Here is a 14,097-nt window from a genome sequence, read left to right as displayed (position 1 = left end):
CTCTGGCCCGGCTAGCTAGGTTCCGTTCAATCGAACCGGGACCGGACGCACGCCATGCAACAGCACGTCATTCCTGCGCGACGCCGGCGCATGACCGTCGGGATCAGCGGCGCCACCGGGATCATCTACGGGCTGCGCATCCTGCAGGTGCTGCGGAGTCTCGACATCGAGACCCATCTCGTCATGTCGAAGCCGGGCGAACGCACCCTCGCTCACGAAACCATGCTGAAGGTGCGCGACGTCCGCGCCATGGCTGATTTCAGCTATGGAGACGCCGACATCGGCGCCGCGATCGCCTCCGGCTCGTTTCGCACCATGGGCATGATCGTCGCCCCCTGTTCGGTGAGGAGTCTGTCCGCGATCGCCACCGGTAACACCGACGGTCTGCTCACCCGCGCGGCCGACGTCTGCCTGAAGGAGCGCCGCCAGGTGGTCCTCATGTTCCGGGAGACGCCCCTGCATGCGGGCCACATCCGGTCCATGGCGCAGGCCACAGAAAACGGCGCGATCGTGTTTCCGCCTGTCCCCGCCTTCTACGACCGACCGACCTCGCTCGACGAGATCGTGAACCATACGGTCGGCCGTGTGCTCGACCTCTACGACCTCGACGCCGGCTTGTTCGACCGATGGAACGGCGGGTCGAAGGCCGCCGCGGCCCGCCCCGGGGGAGATGCATGATGCCGCTCACCGACCTGCGCCTTTTCATCGAGGCCCTGCGCGGCCTTGGAGAAATCCAGGAGATCGGCGCGCCGGTCTCGCTGGATTTGGAGCTTGGCGCCATCATCCGGCGCTGCATCGAGACCGGTGCGCCGGCGCCCCTGTTCAACACCTTCTCCGACCATCCCGGTCGCTTCCGCATCCTTGGTGCTCCGGGCGGCACCAGCGCGCAGCCCGGCATGGAGCTCGTTCGCGTTGCCGTCGCGCTGGAGCTGCCGCCGACAACGGGCGGCCTCGCCATAGTGGAGGCCATCACCGCGAGCCTCGACAAGCCGGCCATCGACCCGGTGGTCGTGGACGATGCGCCGGTCTTCGAAAACACCGTCACCGGCGCCGCGGTGGACCTCACCGCGCTTCCCGTGCCACTCCTGCACTATGGGGACGGCGGACGATACCTAAACACCTTCGGATGCATCGTCGCGCGCATGCCGGACGAAACCTGGACCAACTGGTCCATCGCTCGGATGATGGTGATCGACGGCCAACGCCTCTCCGGTATCGTGGCGCCGGAGCAGCACCTCGGGATGGTGGCGAAGGCTTGGGCAGATTTAGGCAAGCCGATGCCGTTCGCCTTGGCGCTCGGGGTGGAGCCTGCGATTCCCTTCATCTGCGGCATGCCTCTGCCGGCCCACGTCGACGAGGGCGGGCGCCTCGGCGCGTTGCTGGGACGCGCCATCAGGACTGTGCCGTGCCGGACCGTCGATCTTGAAGCTCCCGCCAGCGCAGAGGTCCTGATCGAAGGGCACCTTCATCTCGACGAGTTGGTCGTGGAAGGCCCCATGGGCGAGTTCGCCGGCTACATCCCTCTCGATACGCCGGCGCGCCGGCCCACCTACCGGGTTTCCGCCATCAGCCATCGTGACAACGCCATTCTGCCGGTTGTCGTTGCCGGCGAACCGGCGGAGGAGAACCATACCGCCTGGGGCCTGCCGAGCTCGGCGCAACTCCTGCATGAGCTGCGCCAGTCCGGCATCCCGGCCACTACGGCCTGGATTCCGCTGCAGTCGGCTCTGCACTGGCTGGTGGTCACCGTTCCGCGCGACTGGCGCCGCCGGAGCGGCGTCGGCGAGAGCGAGGCACTCTGCCGACGCATCGGGCAGATAGTCTTCGCGAGCAAGGCGGGGGCGGTGATCCCCAAGGTGATCGTGCTCAATGACGACGTCGATCCGACCGACCTGAAGGAACTGGTCTGGGCCTTCGCGACCCGTTGCCACCCGTTGCTGGGCCATGCCGTGTTCGACGACATCGAGGCCGCGCCGCTTCTCGCCTACCTGCGCAAGAGCGAGAAGGTTTCCGGCCATACCGGCAAGATCGTTTACAACTGCCTTGCCCCGGACGAATGGGGCGAAGCCCTGCCGATGCGGGCATCGTTCCGCCACGGCTATCCGGCGGAAATCGTCGACCGCGTGCGTCGGCGCTGGAGCGAATACGGCTTCAGCTGAGCGTCGCCAACCACCCCGCCCACGGACCCGGACAGGGGAACATCCCTTGGCCGCCGGGAGAGAGGAAATCATGACCGACCCATTTGAATCCACCCGTCCGGCCGAGATCGCCCCCTTCGTCGGAAAGCACATCATCTACACCTATGCCAATGGCTGGCAGTACGAGATGTACTTCAAGAACGAGCGCACCATCGACTACCGCGTCCATGGCGGCATGGTGGGCGGGCGCTGGGTCAAGGGCCAGGAGGTCCACATCGTCCGCCTCGCCGACGGCGTGTACAAGGTCTCCTGGCACGAGCCGACCGGCACCTGCGTGAGCGTCGCTTACAATCTCAATGAGAACCGTGCCCACGGCGCCACCTTCTTCCCGCGCTGGATCGAGGAGGAACCGAAGAAGATCATCGGCTTCCAGAACGAAAAGATCGACCTGATGCGCCAGTATCGCGACGCGGGGCCGACCTATCCGACCATGCTCGTCGACGAGTTCGCCGACATCACCTTCGTGGAGGAGTGCGGCCGCGACGACGAAAGCGTCATCGCCTGCGCCCCCGAGGACCTGCCCACGGGCTATGCGACGCGCCGCAACGTAGGCTGATGGCCTCCGGCGATTGGCGGGACATGGAGCGTTCGACCATGGCGGTATTGGACCTCAATCGTCGTCAAGTCGCGATGCTCGGTATAGCCTTGGGCGCGGCATGGCGCACTCAGGCGGAAGCACAGACGAGATCCCCAATGCTCTATCCGGGCGAGGAGTTGACCGAGGCGGCCGGCTATCCGGCTCTGGTGCGGTTCGAACCGGGGCGCGAGGGCCTTCCCCTCGTAGTGTTTGTCACAGGAGGCGGGGTGCTCGGTCGCGTCGCCTATGGACCGCCCCGAGGAAGGGCCGCCGATTTCCTGTGCCACTGGCTGCACGAGGACGGATTTCCCTCGCTTGTCCTGTCCTATCCGATGGACAACAGGGGCGTGTTCAACGGCGCATTCCCGCAATTTTCGATCACCGATTGGGCGGAACAGAGCGCGGAGATCATCACGCGCTACATGGATCGCGATGACCTGCCGGCGAACGCCATCGTGCTCGGCTGGAGCATGGCGGGGCGCATTGCTGAGCCTCTTCATGCCGCGCTGCGCCGAAAGGGAAAGGGCATCGAACTCTTCGTCGCGATGGCGGCTGCATCGGCACTTCCCAATACCCTGCCTGGCCTCAACCACCTGAAGCCGGCCGCAAGCGGCCTCGCCGGCGTCAAGGGGGCCTATCTTGACTGGCTGCTCCATTGCCTTGCGGATCAGAACGCGGCTGCCGGCCACGTGGTGCTTGATACCGACGAATTCACACGCGAGATGACCGGCGATTTTCCGGTTGGGCTGGCAGCATCGGCCATGCGCTACAGAGACGGATCTTTCGTTCCCGACCCGGCCGGAGACGCGCTCGAGGTTGGCACCGCGAACTATCGCGCCTTTCCGCCGCTCGCTTTGATGACGCACGCCTCTGCGATCGATGCCCGACACGCTCTCACGGACCGCTCCACATGGGGCGTCTACATCACCCAGCAGCTTTGCGAAGGTCTCGTTTTCTCGCAAACGGACAAGCTCGCTGCGCTGCCCCCTGAAAAATGGGCGTCGTTGGTCGAGTATGTCGGGCACGCCGCCCAGCGACTGAGCGCGACGCTGCCGGGCAACCACATGTTCTTCCTTGGAGAGAGTGGTGCGAGGAGAACCGTGCAGACGTTGAAGCTTCTCAGGCAGACCGCCTCAGATATCGCGGGTGAGATTTCACATCTTATGGGCTAAAAAACGCTCACCAGTCTCCTCCAATTGCGTGGACTGTGACGTTGCCCCCAACTTCTATCCAGCTGTGAGTTCGTTCTGGCGGTTGGATTTGCCCTGTCGGGCGTGTGGAGCGGCGGGAGCAGACGCGGAGCCGTTCATGTTGCGGAGCGTCTGATCCCGCCGCGGGTGGAACGTTGAGGCGAAGGCGCTTGGCGTCTGCCATCCGAGCTTCGAGTGCGGCCGGGCGGTGTTGTAGTCGAGCTGCCACCGGCCGAGAGCGGCTCTGGCCTGAGACAGGCTGGAGAACAGCGTCTCGTTCAACAGCTCGTCCCGCAGGCGGCCGTTGAAGCTCTCGATGAAGCCATTCTGCATCGGCTTGCCGGGCGCGATGTAGTGCCATTCGACCCGGGCCGCGTCGGTCCAGGCCAGAATGGCATTGGAGGTGAACTCGCTGCCATTATCGCTGACGATCATCTTGGGCCGGCCGCGCTCTGCCAGAAGCCTGTCGAGTTCGCGAGCGACCCTGACCCCGGACAGCGACGTGTCCGCCACGAGCGCCAGGCACTCGCGAGTGCAGTCGTCCACGATGGCCAGCATCCGGAAGCGCCGGCCATCGGTCATCTGGTCGGCGACGAAGTCGAGTGACCAGCGCTCGTTCGGTCGCAGCGGGATCATCATCGGCGCCCGCGTTCCGATGGCCCGCTTGCGACCGCCGCGCTGGCGGACCATCAGCCGTTCCTCACGATAGAGCCGGAACAGCCGCTTGTGGTTGACCCGGAAGCCCTCCCGCCTGAGCAGGACGTGGAGACGGCGGTAGCCAAACCGCCGTCGCTCCCGGGCGATGGCCTTCATGCGCTCACGCGAGGCGTCATTCCCGCGCGTGGCTCTGTATCTCATGGTCATGCGGCAGAAGCCGGTGGCTTTACACGCCCGCCGTTCGCTCATCCCATGGGCTTCCATGAGGTGGGCGACAGCCCTGCGCTCGGCAGCGGACGTCACCACTTCTTTCCCAGGAGATCCTTCAGCGCGACGTTGTCCAGCATGGCGTCGGCGAGCATGCGCTTGAGCTTGGCGCTCTCATCCTCGAGCGCCCGCAGCCGCTTGGCCTCCGATACGTCCATCCCGCCGAAACGCGCCTTCCGCTTGTAGATGCTGGCGTCGCTGACCCCGTGCTTGCGACACAGGTCCGAGACCGGCACCCCGGCCTCGTGCTCCTTCAGGATCCCGATGATCTGCTTCTGTATTCGGTCCGGTGTCGTCAACCCCGATGATGGCACGTCGCGGGTTCTTTGCTTCTGTCCGTGGTCGAGGATCGCCACATGATGGTGTTCGATGGAATGACCGGTTCAAGCTCTTCGGCGTGCTCGGCCGCGTCAGCGGCTGCGACGACAGATCATGCGAACTCAATCATCCCGCGCCCCGCGACGGGCGTTCAGGGAACCACAGCCGGGTCGATCACGCCGCGGCCGCAGTCCATCGGAATTCCGTGCCGTTCCGCCACATGCTGTGAAGAACGACCGCCATCTTGCGAGCCAGAGCGACCTTCGCCCGCTTACTTCCCTGACGCTGAGCAATGCGCACCGCCCAGGCCTTCATCGGTGACCAGCGTGTGCTCGGTCGCAGGATGACGTTGGCGGCCTCGAACAGCGCAGTTCGCGTCTCCCCGTCGCCCACTTTGGTGATCCGTCCGGTCCGATCGATCTCGCCCGATTGATACCGCCGAGGTGTGAGCCCGAGATAAGCCCCGACGGACCGGGAGCGGGCGAAACGCTCGGGCGCATCGATCGTTGCTCTGAACGTCAGAGCGGAAACCGGCCCGATTCCGGGCATGGTCGTCAACAGGCGGCAGACCGGATCATTCCGGACAGCCTGGACGACCAGGCGATGAAGGCGCTGGTACTCCTGCATCAGTGCGTCCCGGGCTGCCAATAGGGGAGCCATCACCTCAGCCAGGATGGCGTTGTTGCCAACCAGATCTCGGACACGAGAGGCAAATCCGGCCCGCGACACGATGCCGACCTTCAAGCCGAAGGGACGGAGCAATCCGCGAAGTGTCTGCTCCGACGCGGCAATGGAGCGGATCAGGTGCTTGCGCGCCGCCACCAACGTTCGCGCGTGCTGGCTGCCGATGCTCTTCACGTGCACGACCTTGTACCAACCAGCCCTGACCACCTGGGCAATGCCGCGCGCGTCGTTCCGATCGGTCTTGACGGGCATTGCCGACAACGCCGCCTTCACCTGCCGCGCCTCCAGGCTGATGGCGGGAAAACCAAGCTCCGCCAAACCCGCAGTCAGCCATTCCGACATCGGCCCAGCCTCAAGCCCAATCTTCGCAATCCGATCCCGCCAAGGCTGGAGACACTGCGAGATGGCGGACGCCTCCGACGCCACGCTCGCCTCCTTCAGGATTTGACCTTCCCGGTCGATGACACAGACGGCTACGGAGTTCAAAGAGACATCAAGGCCGACGTACACCATGGGGACCTCCCGGCGCTGGGTTCAGGCCCCGATCGTCCTCTTCGCCGCCGAACGCCGCAAACGGCTCAAGAGATCAGGACCGAATACCCCATCTCCTCGGTGAAGCGGCTGCGCCTCATGTTCTGGTCCTCTCATTGGGCCAGAACGAACTTCAAACTGGATTAGCCAGGAGGGGCAACGTCAATGACGATGTGGCGATAGTTCGCGAAACGTCGCGAACCACATCATTTCACTCCCACTCGATGGTCCCCGGCGGCTTGCTCGTCACGTCGTAGACCACGCGGTTGACGCCCTTCACCTCGTTGATGATGCGGGTGGCGGTGCGGCCGAGGAAGCTCATGTCGAAGGGGTAGAAGTCGGCGGTCATGCCATCCACGGAGGTCACGGCGCGCAGGGCCAGGACGTGGTCGTAGGTGCGGCCGTCGCCCATCACGCCCACGGTGCGCACGGGCAGGAGCACGGCGAAGGCCTGCCAGATCACGTCATAGAGGCCAGCGTAGCGGATTTCTTCCAGATAGATGGCGTCTGCCTTGCGCAGGATGTCGAGCTTCTCCTGCGTCACCGCGCCGGGGCAGCGGATGGCGAGGCCGGGGCCGGGGAAGGGGTGGCGGCCGACGAAGCTTTCCGGCAGGCCAAGCTCGCGGCCGAGCGCGCGCACCTCGTCCTTGAACAGGTCGCGCAGGGGCTCCACCAGCTTCATGTTCATGCGGTCGGGCAGGCCGCCCACATTGTGGTGGCTCTTGATGGTGACGGAGGGGCCGCCGGCGAAGGAAACGCTCTCGATCACGTCCGGATAGAGCGTACCCTGCGCGAGGAAATCGGCGCCGCCGACCTTCTTGGCCTCGGCCTCGAACACGTCGATGAAGAGCCGGCCGATAGTCTTGCGCTTCACCTCCGGATCCTCGACGCCCTCCAGCTCCTTCAGGAACAGGTCGGCGGCGTCCACATGGACGAGGGGGATGTTGTAGTGGCCGCGGAAGAGGGAGACCACCTCGTCCGCCTCGGCATGGCGCATCAGACCGTGGTCCACGAACACGCAGGTGAGCTGATCGCCGATGGCCTCGTGGATCAGCACGGCGGCGACGGAGGAATCCACCCCGCCGGAGAGGCCGCAGATGACCCGTCCGGTACCCACCTGCTCGCGGATACGGGCGATGGCGCGCTCGCGGAAGGCGCCCATGGTCCAGTTGCCTTCGAGGCCCGCCACCTTGCGCACGAAATTGGAGAGGAGCCGCGCGCCGTCCGGCGTATGCACCACCTCGGGGTGGAACTGCACGCCGTAATAGTTGCGCGACACGTCGGCGATGGCGGCGAAGGGGGCGTTGTCGGAGGTGGCCACCACCTCGAAGCCCTCGGGCAGGCGGGTCACGCGGTCGCCGTGGCTCATCCACACGGTGTGGCGCTCGCCGGGGCGCCAGACGCCGTCGAACAGCGGCACGGACTTCTGGACGGTCACCTCGGCGCGGCCGAACTCGCGGTGGTGGCCCGCCTCCACCGCGCCGCCCAGCTGCGCGGCCATGCACTGCTCGCCATAGCAGATGCCCAGCACAGGCACGCCCGCCCCGAACGCCGCGTCCGGCGCCTTGGGGCTCTGCCCCTCGATCACCGAGGCGGGACCGCCGGAGAGGATGATGGCCTTGGGCTTGAGGCGAGCGATGGCCTCCTCCGCCTTCTGGAACGGCACCACCTCGGAATAGACCCCGTCCTCACGCACCCGGCGCGCGATAAGCTGCGTCACCTGGCTGCCGAAATCGATGATGAGGACGGTGTCCTGGGAGGCGGCGGGCGCGGCGGTCATGGGCAAGCCTTGGGCGAGAGGGCGGTTTCGGCCCTTCCTTTAGCCGCAAAGCGACGATTCCAAAAGTCAAGCGCCGCGCAGGGCTCCTCTGCGTCCCTCGGGAGCGGTTCTAGATGCGCGCCCAGTACGGCTCGCAGCCGGCCGGGGCATTGACGGCGGCGGTGCCGTGGCGGCGCTTCAGCTCGTTGCAGCCGAATTCGCGAGCTTTCTCCGGGAGGCGGGAATTGATGGCGCTGCCGATCTCGTCATAGGGCTCGCCGGAGGCATAGACATAATAAGCCCAGTAGCCGCCGATGAGGACGACCACGAGGAGCAGCAGGCGGATGAGACCCATGGCGCGGCACCTTCTCCTTCACCCGTGCGCGTCACGGGCAAGGCGGGAACGCCGGAGCTGCGGTGAAGGTTCACGCCCGGCCGCTGGGTGGGAGGGGAGCGCCAGAGGGGGCGAGAGGGGAGCAGAAGGCGAGCATGAGGAAGAGCGGGATGGCGCAGACCAAGGTCCAGGCTATCGCGCCCACGCAGATGGCTTGATCAAACGCCGAGGTCCGGAACTCCTCCGGCGTCGTGAGAACGACATCCTCCCCCATGGGGTAGGGCGGCCCCTTTTGGTATTTGGCCTGCACTTCCTTCAGGAACTTCCTCTCAGTCATGACTGCGGCGCGCCAGCACCAGAAGGCCGTGGGAGGCAGGCCGAAGCCAAACACCGCCAACCCGATGGTGTTGTTTGTGTCGATTGCCCACCCAGGGCAATAGGTCCGGCTGGAATCGACCCAAGTCAGTATGCTGATCTCGGTGCCGAGGATCAGGAGGCATCCCAGAGCCGCCAGCCGCGTCACCTTCATCTGGAATTTCGGCGTCAGACCGGGAAACGGGTTCCAGTCTTCGCTGTAGCTCGGCATGTCGCGCCTCCGCCGGAGATCTGAACCCGCCTCACCCCGCCCGCTTCATCACGCTGACGAAGAAGCCGTCCGTCCCCGTCCGGCGGGGAGTCATAAGGATGCCCTCGCGGCTGGTGAGGGCGGCGTCCGCGAGGGCCTGCCCGTGCGTGCCGAGGGACAGCACCGTCTCGTTGGGCGGCACCACGTGGAAGTCCTCGCGCTTGTTGAGGAGGGCGCGCACCTGGGCGCCGTTCTCCTCGTCCAGGAGCGAGCAGGTGACGTAGGCGAGCCGGCCGCCGGGGCGGACATAATGGGCGGCTTCCTCCAGGATCTTGGCCTGCTCGGCGGTGCGCTGGGCGAGGGCGCCGGGGCGCACGCGCCACTTGGCGTCGGGGTTGCGCCGCCAGGTGCCGGTGCCGGTGCAGGGGGCGTCCACGAGGACGAGGTCCATCTTGCCTTCGAGGTCGTGCAGCACGTCCTCGGCGCCACGCGGGCTGCGCACCTGCACATTGCGCACGCCGGCGCGGGCGAGGCGCTCGTGCATGGGCTTCAGGCGGCGGATGTCGCTGTCATGGGCGTAGATCTGGCCCTTGTTGTCCATCAGCGCGGCGAATTCCAGCGTCTTGCCGCCGGCGCCGGCGCACAGGTCCAGCACCTGACCGCCGGGCACGGGGCGGGCGAGGATGGCGGCGAGCTGGGAGCCCTCGTCCTGCACCTCCACCTCGCCGCGCAGGAAGGCTGGCTCGGCGGAAACCGGCGGCGCCTTGCCCTCGGAATCGAGCTTGATGCGCAGGGCCAGCGGAGAGAAGCGGCAGGGCTCTGGGTGAAGATGGGAGAGTTCCGCCTTAACGGCCTCGGGCTCGCCCTTCAGCGTGTTGATCCGCAGATCCAGCGGCGCGCGGGCGGCCAGCGCCGCGCCTTCCTCGACCACGCTCTCGCCGAACACATGCCTCAGCGAGGCATGCAGCCACTGGGGATAGTCGCCGCGCACAAAGGGCGGCGCGCCCTGAAGGCTCGGGTCGGCGAGCCGGGCGCGCTCGGCCTCGGAGAGCGGCGCGGGGGCGAAGCGGCCGCCGTCGGCCAGCTCCGCGATGGCGTCCACCGAAAGGCCGCGCATGAGCGCGAGCATGCCGAGCACGAGGGCGCGCGGCTCTTCCGATCCCATCACGTGGGCGGCCGAGGCGCGCCGGCGCAGGGTGTCGTAGAGGATGCCGGCGATGGCCGCGCGGTCGCCCGATCCGGCGAAGCGGTGGGAGAGGCCCCAGTCCTTCAGCGCGTCGGGAGCGGGGCGGCGGCGCGCGGCGAGGTCGGCGAGGATCTCGATGGCGGCGGAAAGGCGGGCGGCAGGGGTCACGGCGGCTCTTCTGTTGTCGGGTCAGGCCTGCGGCGCGACGGGGGCGAGCCCCTCCGCGGTCAGCTGGCGGGCGAAAAGGTCCAGCGCGCGGGCCAGCTTCTCGTCGATGATATGCAGATATTCGGTCCAGTCGGCATAGCCGGTCAGTTCGGCCTTGCCGTCGCTGATGCCGCGCAGGCCGAGGAGGGGTACGCCGTGACGCCGGGCAGCGCGCAGCACGGCGAAGGTTTCCATGTCCACCATGTCCTCGGCGATGGCATCATAGGCCGCGCCGGAGATGATGGCCCCGCCGGTGGAGAGGGAGGCTTCGGGCACGCCGGCGATGCGGTGCGGCAGCTCCACCACCACCGGCTCGTCGAGAAAGGGCGTCTTGCCACGCTCGAAGCCGAGCGCCGAGGCGTCCATGTCGCGATAGGCGACGCGCGCCACCTGATAGACTTCCGCATGGTCGAGCCGGCGAGAGCCGGCCGAACCCAGCGTCACCACCAGATCCGGATGGCGGCCCTGATGGTGCAGGATGGCGAGCGCCCGCGCCGTCTCCACCGCCGCCTCCACAGGCCCGACGCCGGTGATGAGCGGATCGATGCGGGCCTTCAGGTGCTCTCCGTACTCCTGGCTGGTCGCCATGACGAAGAGGACGTCGTGGCCGCCAAAGGCGAGGACGTGGCGGGCGGGGTCGGTCATCGCAAATCCCATCGGGCGCCCCCGGATGGGCACCCTGCGCAATGAGCAGACTCCTCAACCGCCACGCCGCGCCTGTCAACCGCGGCGCCTCAGACGGCCAGAAGGACGGCGAGCGCGAACAACACCCACATCAGGGCCAGCACGGCAAGGCTGGCGAGATCGAGGCTGACACCGCCGATGCCGCCCCGCGCCCGCGCAGAGAACAGCTGGGGAAAGGCGGCTGCGATGCGCAGGATCACGAACAGCCAGGCCAGCACCACGAAGGCCACGTCCGCCTTGCGGGTGAACAAGGCGAGGCAGGTGAGCGTGTAGAAGAGCACGGCGGCGAGGCCGGCGCGCAATCCGTCCGCCGTCACCTCGGTGGAGCGCACGGCCCGCAGCAGCACGGCGAGCACCAGAGCGACGTGAACGAAAAGCGGCAGCAGGATCATCTGAACGGTCATCAAAGCCTCCGGGGCGGGCGGCCGCGCATGCCATAAAGCGCCAGCGCTGCCATGACCGGAACCGCTGGAGCGGCCGTTCGTTCCCTCGCTGCGTTCTTTCAGGGATGAACGCATCCGGTGCGCGGTCCCCGGCCTCGCGGGCCGTCGGAGGCATCACAGATGAGCCAGCAAGACGACATCCGGGAACTGCGGCGCAAGGTGGACGCCGGCCGCGCGCCTCGGCCCTTCTTCACCCGCGTGTCGCAAACAGTATCCCGCTATGCGGGCAAGCCGGCGACCTTCATCGGTGCGGTGTCGCTGATCGTGATCTGGGGGATGACGGGGCCGCTCTTCGGCTTCAACGACACCTGGCAGCTGATCATCAACACCTCCACCACCATCGTCACCTTCCTGATGGTCTTCCTGATCCAGAACAGCCAGAACCGGGACACCGCCGCGCTCCAGATCAAGCTGGACGAGCTCATCGCCCGCCTCGAAGGCCCGCGCCAGAGCCTGCTCGATCTTGAGGATCTGGACGAGGAGGTGCTGGAGCGCCTCAGGCTGGAATATGCGCTGCTCGCCGACGAGGCGCGCGAGGCCGGGGACAGCCGGGGACGGGTGCCGCTTTCGGAGGCGCCGGAGTGCCAGCCGGGGCAGGGGCGGGCGGAGGATGGACCGGTCTCCGGCTGAGCTTTTGTCTCAGGCCGGGACGGCAAATGCCTCCGGCGGCGCGCCCGACCGCATGCGCGCGGCCATGGTCTCGAAGGCGCTTTCGATGTGCCGGGCGTAGCGGTCCACCGCGAACAGCGGCGAGCCGGGCAAGGCGGCCTGAAGGCGGGCGCGCACCTCGGCCAGCGCGGCCGGATCGCGGGCGAGGGCGATGGCGCGGTCTTCGAACGCCGCGGGCGTCGTCACCGCGAGATCGCCGAGGTTCACCTGACGCATGAGGCTTTCCGCCACCCGCGAGGCGAAGGAGCGTCCGGTGCGGGTCACGATAGGCAACCCGCGGCGCAGCGCATCGCTGGCGGTGGTGTGGGCGGTATAAGGGAAGGTATCGAGGAAGAGGTCCGCATGGCCGATGCGGGCCAAATGTTCCTTCAGCTCCGCCCGGGGCGCGAACACGAGACGCGCAGGGTCGAGGCCCCTGAGCTTGGCCTCCCGACGCAGATTGTCGGCGGTGCCGGGCCGGCCCTCCAGCAGCCACAGCACCGAGCCCGGCACCGCTTCGAGAATGCGGACGAAGCTGGACAGGGTCTGCGGATCGAGCTTCGAGGCCGCATTGAAGGCGCCGAACACGAAGGCATCTTCCGGAAGGCCGCAGGCGGCGCGGCCGGGCGGCTCGCCGACTGGCAGGTCTGGGTCGTTCGGCTGGTAGCAGTGGGGCAGCTGGACGATCTTCTCGCTGTAGAAAGGCGCGTCCGCGAACGGCAGCACCACCGGGTCGCCGATCACGTAATCGAAGAACGGCGCGCCGCTGGTGCCAGGATAACCCAGGAAGCTCACCTGCACCGGCGCCGGGCGATGGGCGAACAGGCTCATGCGCTCGCCCTTGGTGTGCGTCATGAGGTCCACGGCGATGTCGATGCCGAGGCCGGCGATCTGGCGGGCAATGTCCTCGACGCTCGCCTGCTCCACATCGACGAAGCGGTCCACCGCCGCCTTCACCCGCGCCCGCTCGGGCGAGCCATCGTCCGGGCCGATGGAGACGGCGGTGATCTCGAAGCGGCTGCGGTCGTGCCGCTCCAGCAGGCCGGCGATGAGGTGCGTCGTGGGATGGATGCGGAAATCGGCCGAGACATAGGCCACGCGGATCGGTCCGGTGGCCGCGCGCCGGGCCGAATGGTCGAAGGTGAGGGGCCGGGCGGGCTGCCTCTCCGCCTCCACCCAGCGCCGGCCCGCGGCGAGGTGCAGGGCGGGGTCGTCGATGTAAAGCGTCAGGAAGGGAATGGAGGGCGCGCTCTGGCCGGTGGCGCCGAGCCTCAGGTTCTCCAGAAGCCGGTCGTGGCCGCGCCAGTCGCAGGTGGCGCGGCGGGCGGGAAACAGCACGTTGGCCGCAAGCGGAAGCGAGGGGTCGCGCGCGAAGGCCTCGCCCATGGCGGCCACTTCCTCCGCCTCGCGCTTCAGCGCCCCATAGGCGAGAGCGAGATTGTACAGGCACTTGGCATCGTCCGGTCGCCGCGCCAGCGCCTTGCGATAAAGCTCGATGGCCTCGATCTCGCGTCCCTGGCGGGCGCGGCAGATGCCGAGGAGCTGGATGACGTCGGCATGGTCCGGCGCGCTCTTCAGGATCTTGCGATAGGCCCGGGCCGCCTCCTCATACTGCCCGCGCAGCTGTTGCTGGTAGCCGTCATAGAGCAGCTTCGCGAGGGGCGGGGGGAGCGCAGGAGGCTGGGACATGGTCTCGACGGGCTGGGTTCGGCGGAGGCCGCGACGGCCGGCTGGACATGGCTGCTCGACGGCAAGGCGTGGCGCGCCTCTAGCATGCGGGCGCCGATGGCGATAGGCAGGGACAGGCGCGCCCGGCCGCCACGCCGGCCCGCCGATCGACCTTCTGGAG

14 protein-coding genes are annotated in these 14,097 nt (G+C 67.3%); 5 read left to right on the top strand and 9 right to left on the bottom strand.

Annotation, left to right across the window (positions count from 1 at the left end; all coding sequences use genetic code 11):
* Positions 1-54 precede the first annotated feature (54 nt).
* From J2126_RS06405 to J2126_RS06390, 4 genes are all read left to right on the top strand, one after another.
* Positions 55-678, top strand: coding sequence for a UbiX family flavin prenyltransferase (locus J2126_RS06405; RefSeq protein WP_209484977.1), 624 nt, complete (start codon positions 55-57; stop codon positions 676-678).
* Positions 678-2,159 carry a UbiD family decarboxylase gene (locus tag J2126_RS06400; RefSeq protein ID WP_209484975.1) on the top strand — a complete coding sequence of 494 codons (1,482 nt, stop codon included), beginning with the start codon at positions 678-680 and terminating at the stop codon, positions 2,157-2,159. Before J2126_RS06405 ends, J2126_RS06400 begins: the two co-directional genes overlap by 1 nt.
* Positions 2,160-2,229: 70 nt before the next feature.
* The gene (locus tag J2126_RS06395; protein WP_245327227.1) at positions 2,230-2,754 is read left to right on the top strand and encodes a phenolic acid decarboxylase; all 525 of its coding nucleotides are present in this window, start codon (positions 2,230-2,232) and stop codon (positions 2,752-2,754) included.
* A gap of 38 nt (positions 2,755-2,792) precedes the next feature.
* Positions 2,793-3,947, top strand: coding sequence for a hypothetical protein (locus J2126_RS06390; RefSeq protein ID WP_209484973.1), 1,155 nt, complete (start codon positions 2,793-2,795; stop codon positions 3,945-3,947).
* Between the two features lie 54 nt (positions 3,948-4,001).
* Here J2126_RS06390 and J2126_RS06385 read toward each other — a convergent pair.
* The 8 genes from J2126_RS06385 to J2126_RS06350 form a co-directional block, all read right to left on the bottom strand.
* Positions 4,002-5,188, bottom strand: a protein-coding gene (locus J2126_RS06385; RefSeq protein ID WP_209489906.1) for an IS3 family transposase whose coding sequence is annotated in 2 segments (ribosomal slippage) — positions 4,002-4,939 and positions 4,939-5,188 — 1,188 coding nt in all. Because the reading frame shifts where the segments join, the coding sequence is not laid out codon by codon here.
* Positions 5,189-5,381: 193 nt separating this feature from the next.
* Positions 5,382-6,404 (bottom strand): IS110 family transposase, encoded by a 1,023-nt coding sequence (locus tag J2126_RS06380; protein ID WP_209483277.1) that lies wholly within the window; start codon positions 6,402-6,404, stop codon positions 5,382-5,384.
* Positions 6,405-6,633: 229 nt separating this feature from the next.
* Positions 6,634-8,202 carry a glutamine-hydrolyzing GMP synthase gene (gene guaA, locus J2126_RS06375; protein ID WP_209484971.1) on the bottom strand — a complete coding sequence of 523 codons (1,569 nt, stop codon included), beginning with the start codon at positions 8,200-8,202 and terminating at the stop codon, positions 6,634-6,636.
* A gap of 109 nt (positions 8,203-8,311) precedes the next feature.
* Entirely contained in the window at positions 8,312-8,536 is a 225-nt protein-coding gene (locus tag J2126_RS06370; RefSeq protein ID WP_209484969.1) for a hypothetical protein, read from the bottom strand.
* 70 nt (positions 8,537-8,606) lie between these two features.
* On the bottom strand, positions 8,607-9,101 hold the full coding sequence (locus tag J2126_RS06365; RefSeq protein ID WP_209484967.1) for a hypothetical protein: 495 nt from the start codon (positions 9,099-9,101) through the stop codon (positions 8,607-8,609).
* A 31-nt stretch (positions 9,102-9,132) separates the two neighbouring features.
* Positions 9,133-10,434: an RsmB/NOP family class I SAM-dependent RNA methyltransferase gene (locus J2126_RS06360; protein WP_209484965.1), complete on the bottom strand. Its 1,302-nt coding sequence runs from the start codon at positions 10,432-10,434 to the stop codon at positions 9,133-9,135.
* A gap of 21 nt (positions 10,435-10,455) precedes the next feature.
* A complete protein-coding gene (locus tag J2126_RS06355) occupies positions 10,456-11,118 on the bottom strand; it encodes a 5'-methylthioadenosine/S-adenosylhomocysteine nucleosidase (RefSeq protein ID WP_209484963.1) in 663 nt (220 codons plus the stop codon).
* A gap of 89 nt (positions 11,119-11,207) precedes the next feature.
* Positions 11,208-11,561, bottom strand: coding sequence for a hypothetical protein (locus J2126_RS06350; RefSeq protein ID WP_209484961.1), 354 nt, complete (start codon positions 11,559-11,561; stop codon positions 11,208-11,210).
* A 159-nt stretch (positions 11,562-11,720) separates the two neighbouring features.
* Here J2126_RS06350 and J2126_RS06345 point away from each other — a divergent pair, with 159 nt between their 5' ends.
* Entirely contained in the window at positions 11,721-12,230 is a 510-nt protein-coding gene (locus tag J2126_RS06345) for a low affinity iron permease family protein (protein WP_209484959.1), read from the top strand.
* Positions 12,231-12,239: 9 nt separating this feature from the next.
* Here the strand turns inward: J2126_RS06345 and J2126_RS06340 are convergent, their stop codons facing one another.
* Complete coding sequence (locus J2126_RS06340) at positions 12,240-13,937, bottom strand: tetratricopeptide repeat protein (protein WP_209484956.1); 1,698 nt, start codon at positions 13,935-13,937, stop codon at positions 12,240-12,242.
* Between the last annotated feature and the right edge of the window lie 160 nt (positions 13,938-14,097).

It is taken from the genome of Xanthobacter flavus, from assembly GCF_017875275.1.
In the GTDB taxonomy this organism is placed as follows: domain Bacteria; phylum Pseudomonadota; class Alphaproteobacteria; order Rhizobiales; family Xanthobacteraceae; genus Xanthobacter; species Xanthobacter flavus_A.
This window is presented reverse-complemented; position numbering and strand designations above follow the sequence as displayed.

What these genes read in the sequence shown, in the direction of transcription:
- J2126_RS06390 (WP_209484973.1), top strand. Translation starts at nt 2,793, where the DNA reads ATGGCGGTATTGGACCTCAATCGTCGTCAAGTCGCGATGCTCGGTATA.
- J2126_RS06405 (WP_209484977.1), top strand. Translation starts at nt 55, where the DNA reads ATGCAACAGCACGTCATTCCTGCGCGACGCCGGCGCATGACCGTCGGG.
- J2126_RS06355 (WP_209484963.1), bottom strand. Translation starts at nt 11,118, where the DNA reads ATGACCGACCCCGCCCGCCACGTCCTCGCCTTTGGCGGCCACGACGTC.
- J2126_RS06370 (WP_209484969.1), bottom strand. Translation starts at nt 8,536, where the DNA reads ATGGGTCTCATCCGCCTGCTGCTCCTCGTGGTCGTCCTCATCGGCGGC.
- J2126_RS06365 (WP_209484967.1), bottom strand. Translation starts at nt 9,101, where the DNA reads ATGCCGAGCTACAGCGAAGACTGGAACCCGTTTCCCGGTCTGACGCCG.
- J2126_RS06380 (WP_209483277.1), bottom strand. Translation starts at nt 6,404, where the DNA reads ATGGTGTACGTCGGCCTTGATGTCTCTTTGAACTCCGTAGCCGTCTGT.
- J2126_RS06345 (WP_209484959.1), top strand. Translation starts at nt 11,721, where the DNA reads ATGAGCCAGCAAGACGACATCCGGGAACTGCGGCGCAAGGTGGACGCC.
- J2126_RS06340 (WP_209484956.1), bottom strand. Translation starts at nt 13,937, where the DNA reads ATGTCCCAGCCTCCTGCGCTCCCCCCGCCCCTCGCGAAGCTGCTCTAT.
- J2126_RS06400 (WP_209484975.1), top strand. Translation starts at nt 678, where the DNA reads ATGCCGCTCACCGACCTGCGCCTTTTCATCGAGGCCCTGCGCGGCCTT.
- J2126_RS06395 (WP_245327227.1), top strand. Translation starts at nt 2,230, where the DNA reads ATGACCGACCCATTTGAATCCACCCGTCCGGCCGAGATCGCCCCCTTC.
- guaA (WP_209484971.1), bottom strand. Translation starts at nt 8,202, where the DNA reads ATGACCGCCGCGCCCGCCGCCTCCCAGGACACCGTCCTCATCATCGAT.
- J2126_RS06350 (WP_209484961.1), bottom strand. Translation starts at nt 11,561, where the DNA reads ATGACCGTTCAGATGATCCTGCTGCCGCTTTTCGTTCACGTCGCTCTG.